The following is a 13,615-nucleotide window of genomic DNA, read 5'->3' as shown; positions in this document are numbered from 1 at the left end:
GATCGCAGCGGCGGCGGGGAAGCTCTGCGGAGGAGCGCCCGGCTCGTTCTCCGGGTGGACGTAGGTTCGAATCCTGCCCCCGTCGCCGCCCTTTTCCGTCCTCACCCTCTTCCTTCTTCCTCCCCGTGGCTCACCCCCGCAGGTCGCCGAGGTGGTCCGACAGGGTTCGGGACGGGTTCCAGCCCTGGGCGCGGGCCCGGGACAGGTCCAGGACCACCGGGTGGGCGAGCTGGTCCACCGCGTAGCGGCTGAGGGCGGGTTCGCCGGAGGACAGGGATTGCGAGATGCTCGCCGCAGCCCGGGCCAGGGGCGCCGGGAGATGGCGCACGCGGGCGCGGACCCCGTGGGCGCGGAGGACCTCGCGGACCGCCGCGTCACGCCGGTAGGGGCGGGCGTCGGCGATGTTGTACGCGCCCTGCGGCCACTCGGGAGCCGCCAGGCAGGCCCCGGCCAGGTTCTCCACGGCCGTCAGGCTGAGCGGGACGTCCGGGCCCGGCAGGAACAGCGTCCCGGCGTGGACCCGGGAGAGCAGCCGGGGCAGGAGCTGGGTGTCGCCGGGGCCGTACACGGCGCGCGGGCGCAGCACCACGGAGCCCGCGGCCAGCGCCAGGGCCTCGCCGGCGGCCTTCGTGCGGCCGTAGGCGTTCAGGTGCCCCGTGCGCGGGTGGTCCTCGCGGACGAGCCTGCGGTCGCGGCGGGGGTCGTAGACGCTGGCGCTGCTGACCCAGACCACCGGGCGGCCGCCCGCGGCGCGCAGCAGCCGTTCGGTGCCGGTCACGTTGACCGCGTGCATGACGGCCTCGGCGGGGGAGCCCGGGGCCGGATCGCCTACCGCCGCCGCGCAGTGCACGACGAGGTCCGTGCCCGAGAGGTCCGGCTCCGCGAGGGACGCGTCCCAGAAGCGGTGTTCCCCGAGCGGACCGGGCCTGCGGCCCACGCACACCACCCGCGCCCCGGCCGCGGCCGCGGCGCGGGCGACGTGCCCGCCGCAGAAGCCGCTCGCGCCCGTGACGGCGATCCGCACCCCGGCCGCGCTACGGGATGTCATGCCGCCGCCCGTACGACCAGCGAGCGCCACCCGGGCAGAGCGGCCCGGCGGTCCACCCGCGCCCGGGTCACGACCGGCCGGTGCGGAGCCAACGCCGCCAGCACGCCGATCAGTTGCTCCCGGGCCAGGCGGGCACCGGGGCAGGCGTGCTGTCCCGCGCCGAAGACCAGGCGGGCGACGCTCGGCTCGGCGGGGCGGCGCCCGTCGGGGTCCCGCAGGTGGGCCCCGGCCGCGTGCCGGGCCACCAGGAGCAGCCGGTCCCCGGCCCGGACCGGGCAGCCCCCCACCGAGCCTTCGGCCGCAGCCACCCGGGGCAGCAGCGGAGAGGCGGCCGTCACGCGCAGCAGCTCGTCGGCCAGCGCGGGGCAGAGCGCCGGGTCGGCCGCCTGGTCCCACAACCCGGCGTCGGCGCACCAGGCCACGGCCCGGGGCAGCGCCGCGACGGTGGTGTTGACGGCCGCGACCGCCAGCATCGCGGCCCGGGCGTCCGCCCCCGGCCCCAGGAGCACGCGGAGCCGCTCGGCGGCGCGGATCGCCGCCGCCCCGGCGCCGGGGCGGGGCGGGCCGGGGAGGTGGCTGCGCACGGAGGCGGCCGCGGCCTCGGCGGCGGCCTCCGCGAGGGCGAGGGGGGAGGCGCCGGTGCCTTCCCCGGCACCGGGGCGCAGGAGGGCGTACACCACCGAGCCGGCCAGTTCCCGGGCCAGCGGGACCAGGTCCACCGTGCCGCCGAGCGGCAGCGGCGCGAGCCGCCGCAGGAGCAACGGGTGCCACGCCGGGCGCAGTTCCCGGGTACCGGCCGCACCGAGCAGCTCGGCGAGCTCCCGCCGGCCGGCCCGGTGGCCGGAGCCCTCCTGATCGAAGAGCACGTCCTCCACCCGGGCGGCCCGGGCCGCGCCGCCGGTGGTGCCGGGCGCGGTGCGGTCCAGCGGCAGCCGGGTCAGCGCCTCCCGGTAGGCCGCCGTGCCGTGGACGAGCAGGGTGCCGCCCCCGAGCCGGCGCACGGGCCGCCCGCGGGTCGCGGCGAGCAGCGCGAACAGGAGCGGGTGGGAGCGCAGGTAGACCCGGCGGTCCCGGCGGCGGGCCTTCGTACGGGCCCTGACGCGGGCCTTCGTGTCGGCCTTCGCGTCGGCTTTGGTACCGGCCTTCGTGCCGGGCTTCGTGCGGGTCAGGGTGCAGATCGTCGGGTCGGTGGTCATCGGACGTGTGCCTCCGCGGTGTCGGCGGGCCGGTAGCGCCGGTCCCAGTACCAGAGCAGGGTGCGGCGCGGGCCCCAACTCCGCAGCCTGCGCAAGCTGTTCTGCACCACCAGCTGGTCCGCGCGGACGATCCGGTCGCTGTGCTCCCGGGCCCGGTTCAGCAGGGCCACGTCCTCGGACCGTTCGTGCAGCGGCACCCGCAGGGCGCCGCCGCAGCGCAGGTAGAGGCCGGCGGTGATGCCGAGGTTGTGGCCGTGGCACAGGACGTACGGGGCGCGGTAGCGCGGGTGCCGGTGGGACGGGCGGTAGCGGCCGTAGAGCGAAGTGAGCCGGATCAGCGCCGGCAGCAGCCGGGCTTCGAGGAGGCCGGGCCCCTCGTCACGGCGCGGCACGCTGCGGCCGCACAGCATCTCGGCGCCCCGCCCGAACTCCGCCTTCGCGACGGCCGTCCAGTCCGGGGCGGGCAGGCAGTCGGCGTCGGTGCGCAGCAGGTGGCTGGCGCCGGCGGCGATGGCGTACCGGAAGCCCGTGTCGGCGGCGGTCCCCGCGCCGGGCAGCTCCTCCCGGGCCAGCTCGACGCGGAAGGGAGCCGCGCGCGCGAAGTCCCGTACGGCTTCGGCCGTCCGGTCGGTGGAGGCGTTGTCCACGACCACGAGCGTGAATCCGGTGTCGTGCTGGGCGGCGAGCGCGGCCAGGGTGGTCCCGATGGCCGCCGCTTCGTTGTACGCGGGCACGACCACCCACAGGTTCGTCAACTCCTTGCTCCTTCTGATGGGTTGGCGGTGGCGGCCCAGGAGGCCGCGCGGAGCAGTACCCGGGCGCACAGGCTGCCCCAGACGAGAAGGCCGATCAGCGGCCCGGCCCCGCGGTAGAGGTCGCCGTGCAGTTCGGCGGTCGCGGCGAGATAGGGGTCCGCGGCGAGGGCGAGCAGCCGGCAGGCCAGCGCGGCCGCCAGTGCCGGACCCGCGATGGCGGCCGGCCGGGGCCTGCCGGGGGCCCGGTGCGGGGCGAGCCACAGGACGGCCGAGAACAGCGCCCACAGCGCGGGGACGGTCAGTGACGGACCGCCCGCCGCCACCACGGCGGCGACGGCGCCGCCCGCGAGGCACAGCACGGCCGCGCCCGCGAGGTCCCGGGCCGCGTCGCGCACGGGGTTCCCGCTGCCCGCGTTCTGCCCGCACACGGCCCGGATGCCCGTGCGCAGCGCCCGGGTCGTGCGCACCACCGACCAGCAGAGGGCGAGGACGAGCAGCGGCCGCCAGTGCGGGGCCGCGGTGGGCAGCCGTCCGGCCGCCGGAGCCGCGGCGGCGGGCAGCAGGGCCGCGCCCAGCCCGTCCACGATCCGCCGGACCCCGTCCCCGCCCGCGCCGGCCCGGCCGGCGAGCGAACCGATCAGCAGCACCGCCGGGGCCGTCCCGACGAGCAGGGCGTACGTGAGCGAACCCGCGAGCGCGTCGCCGTTCGCGCGGGTGTAGCGGCGGTGGGAGGCCATGACCCGCGCGACGACCCGTGCGATGACCGGCGGCGCGACAGGCTCCATGACCCGCTCCCGGAGGGCTGCGGCGCGGGCCCGCCACGAGGGGGTGGCGGGCCGGGGGGTGCACGGCCCCGTTCCGGGGCCGAGCCGGGCGGCCGTCGTGACCCGCTGCCCGACGGTGCGGGCGCGGGCTCGCCACGCGGGCGCGGCCGTCACGGGGCGCCCCGCTGTGCACGGGAGGCCTTGGCCGACGCGCCGTTCCGTGCGGAGGCGGAGCCGGAGCCGGATTCAGAGCCGGAGCTCAGCCGGTGGGCCGCCAGGGCCGCCGTTGCCGCACGGTCCGGTTTGCGGGAGCGTCCCGACAGCGGGATCCGCGCGAACAGCAGGGCGTCCGGCGCGGCCGTGCCCATGCGGCGCAGCGGACCCGCCAGGGCGGACCGCAGCGCGGGCTCGGCGGCCCCGTGGCAGGGCTGGACCACGGCCACGAGCCGCTCGTCGCCGTAGTCGCGGCCGTCGTCGTCGCCGTGGCGGTCGCGCGGCTCCGCCGGAACCCCGACGAGCAGCGCCAGCTCCACCCCGGGCACGTGCAGGGCCGGTTCGTACAGGCCCGGGTAGATGTTCTCGGCCCGGCGCAGCACCATGTCCTTGGCCCTGCCCTCCAGCACGATCCGGCCCGCGCCGTCCAGGCGCGCCCGGTCTCCCGTACGCACCCACGGATCGGGTTCTTCGCCGAGGTAGCGGTGCCGGGCCCCGGGGCCGGTCAGCAGCAGCTGCCCGTCCGCGTCGGACTCGGCGCGCACACCGGGCAGCGGGGCGCCGACCAGGTCGCCGGGGCCCTCGTGGGCGGCCTTCTCCCGGGACTCCACCGCGGCGGCCGGGAACAGCTCGGTCAGCGCGTACACCCCCCAGGCCTCATCGGCCCCCGACTCCCTTACGCGCCCCAGCAGTTCCGCGCTCGCCGGAGCCGAGCCGGTCCACACCCGGCCCCGGAACCGGGCTCCCTCCCGCAGCGCGTCCCGGAGCTGCGGCGGCGTGAGGTAGGTGTCCCGCGGCGCCAGCCGGGCCAGCTGGCGGGCCAGTACCCGGGGCGACCGCGCCGGGAGGGCCACGGGGGTGCCGCGCACGAGGGCGGGAACGAGTACGAAGAAGGTGCCGCCGAGCACCGGCTCGTCAGCCGCGCCGGAGGCCGAAGTCTCCCCCGAGCCAGGGGAGAACAGCGCCGACACCGTCTCCATCCCGGCGGCCAGACTCGCCCGCGTGTGCACCACCGCCCGGGGCCGTGCGGTGGTCCCGGAGGTGAACACGATGACCGCGTCGGCGTCCCCGTCGCCCGTGAACCGCGGGGGAACCCCGCTCCGCGCCGCATGCCGGTCCAGAGCGGGCGCGCACCCCGGCAGCCGCCGCCCGACCGTGGCCACCGGCGCGCCCAGCCCGGCCAGCTCCGGCAGTTCCAGCCCGGCCGCCCGCCGGGCCAGCGGCCGCGCCCACCCGGCCACCGCCTGCGCGGCGGCGTCGGCCAGCACCAGCGCGGGCCGCGCCGAAGCCAGCCGGGCGCGCAGCACGTCGGGTCCGGCCCCGGGGTCGAGGACGGCCCCGCGCAGACCGAGCCGCCACAGCGCGAGCAGGACGGCGAGCGCACGCGGCCCGGGGCGTACGGCGACCCCGACGGTGTCCCCGGCGCGCAGCCCGCGCGCGTACAGCGCGGCGGCGAACGCATCGGCCAGCTCGGCGAGTTCCCCGCGGGTTGCGGCGGTCCGGGTGGCTCCCGTGCGGGTGGCGGTCAGCACGGCGGGCCGTTCGGGGCGGGTGCGCAGCGCGTGGTCGAGGCGGTCCAGCATCAGCGGGGGTCGTCCGTTCCGTGCGGGCCGCTGCCGCGGCCGAGGTACCAGCGGGCCGTGCCGGCGATCCCGTACGCCCTCAGTCGGCGCGTGGAGTTCTCCACGACCATCGCCCGGCAGTGCGTGATCCGGTCGGTGTGGCGGCGCACCGCGTTGAGGAAGAGCCGGTCGGTGGGGGAGGGGCGCCGGGGCATCCCGCCGACGGCCAGGTACAGCTCGGCGGTGATGGCCATGTTGTTCCCGGCGTGCATCCGGTACGGGGCGCGGTAGCCGCGGCGCCGTGCGTGCTCGGGCCGCAGCCGGCCGAAGAGCCCGGCGAGCCGTACCAGGACCCCGAACCCGGCCCGCCCCAGTGGGCCGTGCTCGTCGCGCCGGGCCACGATCCGCCCGCACACCAGCCCGGGGTCGCGGGCCAGGGCCGCCCGCGCCGCGTCCGTCCACCCCGGGTGGGGCAGGCAGTCGGCGTCGGTGCGGGCGAGCAGGGTCGCGCCGCGTCCGATCGCATACCGGAAGCCGGTGTCCACCGCGGAGCCGACGCCCTTCTCCGCTTCCTCGATGACCACCACCGCGAAAGGGGCGCCCGCCGCGAACTCCCGCGCCACGGCTCCCGTCCGGTCGGCCGAGGCGTTGTCCACGACCAACAGGGTGAAATCCCGGTCCCGTTGGTGGGCGAGCGCGGCGAGGGTCCCGGCGAGCCGGGCCTCCTCGTCGTGCGCGGGCACCACCACCCAGAGCCGTCCGGCCGCGCTCACGACTTCTCCCAGACCATGGTCATGATGCTGATCCCACCGCCGAGTCCGACGAACAACACCCGCTCGCCTGAAGTCAGTTCATCGAATATCCGGTCCAGTTGCACCCCGATCGTCGCGCTCGCGATATTGCCGAGCTCGGGCACGGTCACCACCAGCTTCCCGGCCGGCACCCCGGTCAGCTCGGCGAACCGCTCCAGATAGGGCACCGTCACCTGGTGCACCAGCACCTTCGAGAAGTCGTCCCAGCCCATGCCCGTGCGGTGCAGGGTCCGGTCGATGACGGCGGTGCCCACCTTCTCGAAGACCCCGCGCAGTTCGTGCCCGTCGCCGCGGAAGTACGTGTACGCGTCCCCGCGCGGGTGGCGCGAGCCGCCGCCGGGGATGCCCCCGACCTCCCAGTGCTCGGAGTGGGTCTCGGTGTCCACGTCGAGGATCCCGCCGCGCTCCACCGGCTCCACGATCACGGCGGCCCCCGCGTCGCCGAAGGTGTAGCCGGCGAAACCGGCGCGGAACTCGGCGAAGTCGGCGGGCGCCGTCCGCACGGCCCGGCTCGGGGTCTCCCCGGTGACCACCAGGGCGCGCCGGGCCCGGCCGGCGAGGATCATGGCGCGGGCGAGGTCGATGCCGTTGACGAAGCTGTTGCACGCGTTGGTGACGTCCAAGGCGTGCGCCTTCGTGCCGAGTTCGTCCTGCACGATGTGCGCGGTGGCGGGTTCGGCGACGTCGCGGGAGGCGGAGGCGAAGAGCAGCAGGTCGATATCGGCGGGCCCGAGCCCGGCGGTGTCCAGTACCCGGCGGGCCGCACCCACCGCGAGCGTGGAGGCGTACACCCCGTCACCCGCGATCCGGCGGGCACGGATCCCGGTGGCCTGGGCCAGCAGCCGGGGCGGCAGGGCGAGTCCGGTCCGGCCGGCGATCTCGCGCTGGAGCCGGTCGGAGGTGAGGACGTCCTCGGGCAGCACGCCGGCGACGGCGGTGATCCCGGCGCGGGGCCGCGGGCGCGGTACGGATGGCTGATTCGGCATGCCTTCACGATGACGCGCCATCCGGTCCCGGTCCTGAGTACGGATGCTCATCCCCGCCCGTCGGCCGGATGAGTACCCGGGATCGCCGGGCCGCCGCACGGTGACCACGGCCGCGAAGGGATCGCGAAGAGATCGCGAAGAGATGTGGCAGGTGGGGCACGAACCGTCTGACGAGGTATTCCGTTCTCCAGGTGTACGGCCCACTGTCATTCAAGCAACGCCGACCGGTACCCCGGGGCCGCTGTTCTTGGGGCGCCCCTCGACACCCCCGCACCCGTCTCACCGCAGAGGTCGTTCTCCATGACTGAATTGAATCGGCGCAGGTTCCTGCAGATCGCCGGTGGCGCAGCCGCCGTCACGATGCTGAACGAGAGCATCGCAAGGGCCGCCGCCATCTCGGCCCAGGGCAGTACCGGCACGATCCAGGACATCGAGCACATCGTCGTCCTCATGCAGGAAAATCGTTCCTTCGACCACTACTTCGGTGCGATGAAGGGGGTCCGGGGGTTCGGGGACCCGAGGCCGGTCCTCCAGGACAACGGCAAGTCCGTCTTCCACCAGTCCAACGGCACGAAGGACATCCTGCCCTTCAACCCCCAGATCAACGACCTGGGCATGCAGTTCCTGACGGGGCTGAACCACGACTGGGCGGGCGGCCACCAGGCGTACAACAACGGCAAGTACGACAAGTGGGTCCCGGCCAAGACGGCCACGACCATGGCGTACATGACCCGGAACGACATCCCGTTCCACTACGCGCTCGCCGACGCCTTCACGGTGTGCGACGCCTACCACTGCTCCTTCATCGGTGCCACCGACCCCAACCGCTACTACATGTGGACGGGTTACACGGGCAACGACGGCGTGGGCGGCGGCCCGGTCCTCGGCAACCAGGAAGCCGGCTACGGCTGGAAGACCTACCCCGAGCGCCTGGAGACGGCCGGCGTGTCGTGGAAGGTCTACCAGGACGTCGGCGACGGCCTGAACGCCGCCGGATCCTGGGGCTGGATCAACGACGCCTTCCGCGGCAACTACGGCGACAACTCGCTGCTGTACTTCAACAGCTACCGGGGCGCCCAGCCCGGCAGCGCCCTGTACGAGAAGGCCCGTACGGGAACCAACGTCAAGGCGGGCGAAGGCTACTTCGACAAGCTGCGCGCGGACGTGGTGGCCGGCACCCTCCCGCAGGTCTCCTGGATCGCCGCCCCCGAGGCGTTCAGCGAGCACGCCAACTGGCCGACGAACTTCGGCGCCTGGTACATCTCGCAGGTCCTGGACTCGCTGACCGCGAACCCCGACGTGTGGGCGAAGACGGCCCTCTTCATCACCTACGACGAGAACGACGGCTTCTTCGACCACGTCGTCCCGCCGTACCCGCCCGCCTCCTCCTCCTGGGGCCTGTCCACGGCGAGCGTCACCGGCGACCTGTACACCGGGGGCGTCTCCGGCTACGCCGCCGGCCCCTACGGGCTCGGCCCCCGCGTCCCGATGATCGTGGTCTCCCCGTGGAGCAAGGGCGGCTACGTCTGCTCCGAGACCTTCGACCACACCTCGGTGATCCGCTTCATGGAGAAGCGCTTCGGCGTGCAGGAGCCCAACATCTCCCCGTGGCGCCGCGCGGTCTGCGGCGACCTGACCTCGGCGTTCGACTTCACCCGGGCGGACTCCGCGCCCGCCGCGCTGCCGTCCACGGCCGCGTACGTACCGCCGGACAAGAACCGCCACTCGTCCTACAACCCGACCCCGCCGGCGACGGGCACCCTGCCCAAGCAGGAGGCGGGCGCCAAGCCGACGCGCGCACTGGGCTACGCCCCGTACGTGGACGGCAAGGCCACGGTCTCCACGGGCAAGTTCACGCTGACCTTCTCCTCGGGTCCCACCCTCGGCGCCCACTTCCACAGCACCTCGGGCAACCGTACGGACGGCCCGTGGCCCTACACGGTCGAGGCGGGCAAGACCCTGTCGGACACCTGGAGCACGAGCAGCTCCACCGGCAACCAGATCAACCTCACGGTCTGGGGCCCGAACGGTTTCCTGCGCACCTGGAAGGGCCCGGCGAAGAAGGCCGGCCCCGAGGCCACGGCCCGCGACGACAAGGCCACCGGCAACCTGGTGCTGTCCCTGACCAACGGGGGCACGGCGGCCGTCAACCTGACCGTCACCAACGCCTACGGCGGCACGGCCCAGGTCGTGCGCGTCGCGGCGGGCGGCACCGTCGCGCACACCGTGGCCCTGTCCGGCACGGCCCGCTGGTACGACGTCACCGTCGTCTCCGACACGGACGCCACCTTCCTGCGCCGCTTCGCCGGCCACGTGGAAACGGGCGCGGCCGGAGTCTCGGACCCGGCGATCAAGACCGTCTGACGCGGTCGTCCGGTGCACGCAGCAGCCGCCGTTCCAGGACCGGGAGGTCGCGGGGACGGTGGCTGCGGGCGTGCCGGAGCAGCAGGTCCCGGGCGGTGTCCGGGACCCGGCGCCGCTTGGGGTGCCGGGTGGTGAACTCCTCGCTCGCGAAGAACCGCACGGCCGCGTCGAGCCCGCCGCGGTCGGTCTCCCGGACCGCCCACGCCAGGTCCTCGGTGGAGGCCCCCACGAGCAGCCGCGGAGGGGCCAGCTCCGCCAGGAGCGAGGCCGCGTCGGTGGGGTCCGCGCGGACGGCCCCCTGCCAGGAGAAGGCGGCCGCCAGCGCGATCCCTACCGGGCGCGGCGGATCCTCGCCGCGGGCCATGGCCTCGGCGTAGCCGCGCAGCGCCGCGGGCGCGGCGGCCGCCCACCGGGCCCGGTGCCGGGCCGGGATGCCGTCCGGGGCGCAGGGGTCGAGCAGCCGGGCGAGCGGCCCCGGCCGGGCGGGCGGTACGTGCCGGATCGCGGGGTCGTCCGTGGCATCGAACGGGTCGGGTTCGTGTGCCACGCACATGCACTCGAAGTAGTCGATCTCGGGGTCTGCCTCCGCCGACCCTCCGGAGCCCGGCTCGGGCACCCGTTCGGCGGGCCACACGGCAAGGACCTCCGCGACCTCGGCGGGGTCGGTGATCTCGTACCGCGCCGGGTGGTACGGGTGGCCGTCCGCGCTCTTCGCGTCGCGGACCCGGATGCGTTCGACGGGGACGGAAGGTGGGGTCGTCACGGTGTGATGGTAGGCGCGGTGGGCAGAACGTACGGCGGCAATTCTTTCCGCCCCGTCACCGAGGGAGAACGCATGGCCATCGCCCACCGCAGGACCGGCACCGGCCCCGTCCGCGTCATCGTGCTGCACGACTGGTTCGGCACGTCCGCCAACTGGGGCTCCGTACTGGACTACCTGGACCCGCGGGAGTTCTCGTACGCCTTCCTCGACTACCGCGGCTACGGTGACCGCAGGGACGTCCCCGGCCGCTACACGCTCCCCGAGATCGCCGACGACGTCCTCGCGCTCGCCGACGAGCTCGGCTGGGACACCTTCTCCCTCCTCGGCCACTCCATGGGCGGCAAGGCCATGCAGCAGGTCCTCGTGCGCGCCCCCGAGCGGGTCGAGAAGCTGATCGGCATCAACCCGGTCCCCGCCGCCCCCTACGAGATGGACGACGCCACCCACGACCTCTTCTACGGGGCCGCCGGCAACGCGGAGAACCGCCGCGCCATCCTCGACATCGTCACCGGCCGCCGCTCGAGCCCGTACTGGCTCGAGCGGATGGTCGCGCACTCGCTCGCCGTGTCCCGGCCGGAGGCCTTCGCCGCGTACCTCGCGAGCTGGCAGCCGCTCGACCTGTCCGCCGCCGTGAAGGGCAGCACCGTCCCGGTGCTGGTCCTCGTCGGCGAGTACGACCTCGCGCTCACCGCCGACTTCATGCGGGCCACCTGGCAGCTCTGGTACCCGAACTGTCGCATCCAGCCGCTGCCCGGCACCGGCCACTATCCGCCGCAGGAGACCCCGGTGGCCCTCGCCACCGAGGTGGAGGCCTTCCTGCGCGGGTAGGGCGGGTGGGGCGGGTGCAGCGGGTAGGTCAGCGCCGTACTTCCGCGACCCGCTCCTTGGTCTGCTGGTCGAAGACGTCGTCGGGCAGGAACTCGACGGCCTGATCCGGATCGAACTGGGCCTGGAGGTTGCGGAAGTGCGAGGGCGGCAGCAGCGCACGGTTCTGCAGTTCCGCCGCGATGTACCGGGAGCACTCCACGCCGCCGTGGGCGCGCAGGTGGGTGTTGTCCGCCACGCCCTTGGGGTAGTTGGGGTGCTCGCCCGGCTCCAGGTAGAGGAAGAGCGCCTTGGTTCCGTCGGGGCCGGCGTGCCGCCACCAGGCGACGCTCCACTCGTTCAGGTCGATGAGCGGCACCGAGAGCTGCGCCGCGACCTCGCGCATGGCGGCGGGGTACTGCCCCAGGGGGCGGCGCATGTTGCCGTACTTGTCGAAGACGCGGCGCTCGTGGCTGGTGATGAGGACCGGGTGCATGCCCCGGTCCCGCGCCGCGTGGACGTACTGGCGCAGGAAGCCCTGGTACTCCTTGAACGGCTCGGTGAAGCGGCCGTCACCGGGCTTCATGTCGATGAGGCCGAAGGAGATGAGCATGAGGTCGCCGGGAACGGCGTTCTCCAGGATCCAGGCGAGCCGCCCGCGCTCCAGGAAACTGCGGGTGCTCGCTCCGGCGCGCGCGCAGTTGATCACCTCGGCGCCCTGCACGAACAGCTGCAGGGTCTGGCCCCATCCCACCATCGGGGCCATGCTGGCCTGCCGGCTCGTCACGCTGGAGTCGCCCGCGAGGAAGATTCTCGTCATGCTTTCGTGTACTTCCCATCAGAACGTGCCGGTGCTCCGTGCCCGACGATGACCCGGCAGGCGGGGCCTGTCCCCCCACCCGGACGATCTCACCCGGCACCCGATTCCTGAACCCGTTCATCGGAATCCGTCTCAGGCTACATGTCCGCAGGCCGGGGCCTCAGCGGGCCCCGAGCGGAGCCCGGGCGGGAGTCCCCGGTGGTGCATTCAGGGTGGGCTCAGCCGTCCCACCAGCCACTCCAGGGCCGGCGGCACCTCGCGCGCCCAGGTCTCGTAGTTGTGGCCGCCGCTCGCGAGCACGATCGAGGAGACCCGTGCGGGTGACCGTACCGCGTCGATGAATTCCAGCGTCGCCGGGTACTGGTGCTCGCCCTTGCGGCTGCTCGCCACCAACAGGGACACCGGCGGCTGCGGCAGGTTCCGCAGCCGCCACAACAGGTCGTCCTCCTGCCGGCGGCCCGGGTCGCCGCCGAACAGGTCACCGGTGTCCGCGTCGCGCGAGGCCGCGTACGGGGCCGACAGCGCGGCCGCCGCCCGGTAGGCGTCCGGTGCGCGCAGGGCCAGCTTCAGGGCGCAGTAGCCGCCCACCGAATTGCCCATCGCGCCCCACCCGCGGGCGTCCGGCGTGAGGCCGTAGTGCGAGGACACCGCCGCCCTCAGGTCCCGCGCGAAGAAGGTCTCCGCCTGCGGCCCGCCCGGCACGTCCACGCACTGCGTGTCCCTGGGCGGCGCCACCGTCGGGGTCATCAGGACCAGCACCGCCGGCCGCATCCGCCCCGCCCGCACCGCCTCCAGCGCGAGCTGCGGATACCGCAGCCGGTCGACCAGCACCCCCGGCGTACTCGGGAACCCGCTCAGCGCCAGCACCACCGGGAACTCCGCCCGCCGCCCGGCGGACGCGTGCACGTACTGCGGCGGCAGGTACACGTACCCCTGCCCCGACAGCCCGCTGCGGGCCCCGCGCACGGTCACCGCCTCGATCAGGCCGATCACCGCGGGGTCGTCGGTGCCGGAGTGCCGCCAGGAGTGGGTTCCCCGCACCAGCAGCGCCGCCCGCGCCGAAGCGTCCGCGCCCGCCGGCACCGGGTCCTCGCGGCGCAGGGAGAGCAGGTCGCGCCAGGAGCCGTAAAAGCCGTACGAGGAGTTCACCGCGAGCAGCAGCGCCGACCCGGTCGTCAGGGTGATCGCGAGCTGGAGCCCCGCCCGCCCCAGCACCGGGCGGACCCCGGACCCCGCGAGCCGGGGCCACAGCCACACCGCGGCCCCGAACACCGCGGCCGCCACGAGGGCGGCGAGGAGCAGAGCCGAAATGCCCCCGATGTCGCTTTGCATGCGTGTGATCCTGCCAGGACTCCGGCACGCGGGCCCGGCCGGTCGCGACGTGCCGCTCCCCTCGGAGGAACGAAAAAACCCGTGGGGGTTACGAGGAAAACTCGTAACCCCCACGGGATCAACAGGGTGAGTGACGGGACTTGAACCCGCGGCCACCTGGACCACAACCAGGTGCTCTACCAACTGAGCTACACCC

Annotated in this window: 12 protein-coding genes and 2 tRNA genes; 3 read left to right on the top strand and 11 right to left on the bottom strand. The window is 74.7% G+C overall.

Going from position 1 to position 13,615, the window contains the following annotated elements:
• The first annotated feature begins 12 nt into the window (after positions 1-12).
• Positions 13-85: transfer RNA gene (locus ACFVX6_RS34355), tRNA-OTHER, on the top strand.
• A 45-nt stretch (positions 86-130) separates the two neighbouring features.
• Here ACFVX6_RS34355 and ACFVX6_RS34350 read toward each other — a convergent pair.
• The 7 genes from ACFVX6_RS34350 to ACFVX6_RS34320 all read right to left on the bottom strand — a co-directional run bounded on the left by ACFVX6_RS34350 (position 131) and on the right by ACFVX6_RS34320 (position 7,336).
• Positions 131-1,048, bottom strand: coding sequence for an NAD-dependent epimerase/dehydratase family protein (locus tag ACFVX6_RS34350; RefSeq protein WP_389698207.1), 918 nt, complete (start codon positions 1,046-1,048; stop codon positions 131-133).
• Positions 1,045-2,244 (bottom strand): cytochrome P450, encoded by a 1,200-nt coding sequence (locus ACFVX6_RS34345; RefSeq protein ID WP_389698205.1) that lies wholly within the window; start codon positions 2,242-2,244, stop codon positions 1,045-1,047. Before ACFVX6_RS34345 ends, ACFVX6_RS34350 begins: the two co-directional genes overlap by 4 nt.
• Positions 2,241-2,999, bottom strand: a complete 759-nt coding sequence (locus ACFVX6_RS34340; RefSeq protein WP_389698203.1) for a glycosyltransferase — start codon at positions 2,997-2,999, stop codon at positions 2,241-2,243. The genes ACFVX6_RS34345 and ACFVX6_RS34340 overlap by 4 nt, the downstream gene beginning before the upstream one ends.
• A complete protein-coding gene (locus tag ACFVX6_RS34335) occupies positions 2,996-3,784 on the bottom strand; it encodes a YhjD/YihY/BrkB family envelope integrity protein (protein WP_389698201.1) in 789 nt (262 codons plus the stop codon). The genes ACFVX6_RS34340 and ACFVX6_RS34335 overlap by 4 nt, the downstream gene beginning before the upstream one ends.
• 149 nt (positions 3,785-3,933) lie before the next feature.
• Positions 3,934-5,559, bottom strand: coding sequence for an AMP-binding protein (locus ACFVX6_RS34330; protein WP_389698199.1), 1,626 nt, complete (start codon positions 5,557-5,559; stop codon positions 3,934-3,936).
• Complete coding sequence (locus tag ACFVX6_RS34325; protein ID WP_389698197.1) at positions 5,559-6,311, bottom strand: glycosyltransferase family 2 protein; 753 nt, start codon at positions 6,309-6,311, stop codon at positions 5,559-5,561. Before ACFVX6_RS34325 ends, ACFVX6_RS34330 begins: the two co-directional genes overlap by 1 nt.
• The gene (locus tag ACFVX6_RS34320) at positions 6,308-7,336 is read right to left on the bottom strand and encodes a 3-oxoacyl-ACP synthase III family protein (RefSeq protein WP_389698195.1); all 1,029 of its coding nucleotides are present in this window, start codon (positions 7,334-7,336) and stop codon (positions 6,308-6,310) included. The genes ACFVX6_RS34325 and ACFVX6_RS34320 overlap by 4 nt, the downstream gene beginning before the upstream one ends.
• A 300-nt stretch (positions 7,337-7,636) precedes the next feature.
• On the opposite strand from ACFVX6_RS34320, the gene ACFVX6_RS34315 reads away from it, so the two are divergent.
• The gene (locus ACFVX6_RS34315) at positions 7,637-9,700 is read left to right on the top strand and encodes a phosphocholine-specific phospholipase C (protein WP_389698193.1); all 2,064 of its coding nucleotides are present in this window, start codon (positions 7,637-7,639) and stop codon (positions 9,698-9,700) included.
• Here the strand turns inward: ACFVX6_RS34315 and ACFVX6_RS34310 are convergent.
• The gene (locus tag ACFVX6_RS34310; protein WP_389698191.1) at positions 9,687-10,463 is read right to left on the bottom strand and encodes a hypothetical protein; all 777 of its coding nucleotides are present in this window, start codon (positions 10,461-10,463) and stop codon (positions 9,687-9,689) included. The two genes, ACFVX6_RS34315 and ACFVX6_RS34310, sit on opposite strands and share 14 nt — an antisense overlap.
• Before the next feature lie 72 nt (positions 10,464-10,535).
• On the opposite strand from ACFVX6_RS34310, the gene ACFVX6_RS34305 reads away from it, so the two are divergent.
• Positions 10,536-11,291, top strand: a complete 756-nt coding sequence (locus ACFVX6_RS34305) for an alpha/beta fold hydrolase (protein WP_389698189.1) — start codon at positions 10,536-10,538, stop codon at positions 11,289-11,291.
• A gap of 28 nt (positions 11,292-11,319) precedes the next feature.
• Here the strand turns inward: ACFVX6_RS34305 and ACFVX6_RS34300 are convergent, their stop codons facing one another.
• From ACFVX6_RS34300 to ACFVX6_RS34290, 3 genes are all read right to left on the bottom strand, one after another.
• A complete protein-coding gene (locus tag ACFVX6_RS34300; protein WP_389698187.1) occupies positions 11,320-12,087 on the bottom strand; it encodes a rhamnogalacturonan acetylesterase in 768 nt (255 codons plus the stop codon).
• Positions 12,088-12,294: 207 nt separating this feature from the next.
• Positions 12,295-13,419 carry an alpha/beta hydrolase gene (locus ACFVX6_RS34295; RefSeq protein WP_389698185.1) on the bottom strand — a complete coding sequence of 375 codons (1,125 nt, stop codon included), beginning with the start codon at positions 13,417-13,419 and terminating at the stop codon, positions 12,295-12,297.
• Positions 13,420-13,542: 123 nt separating this feature from the next.
• Positions 13,543-13,615, bottom strand: a tRNA-His gene (locus ACFVX6_RS34290).

Source organism: Streptomyces sp. NPDC058289 (genome assembly GCF_042880975.1).
In the GTDB taxonomy this organism is placed as follows: domain Bacteria; phylum Actinomycetota; class Actinomycetes; order Streptomycetales; family Streptomycetaceae; genus Streptomyces; species Streptomyces stoeckheimensis.
This window is presented reverse-complemented; position numbering and strand designations above follow the sequence as displayed.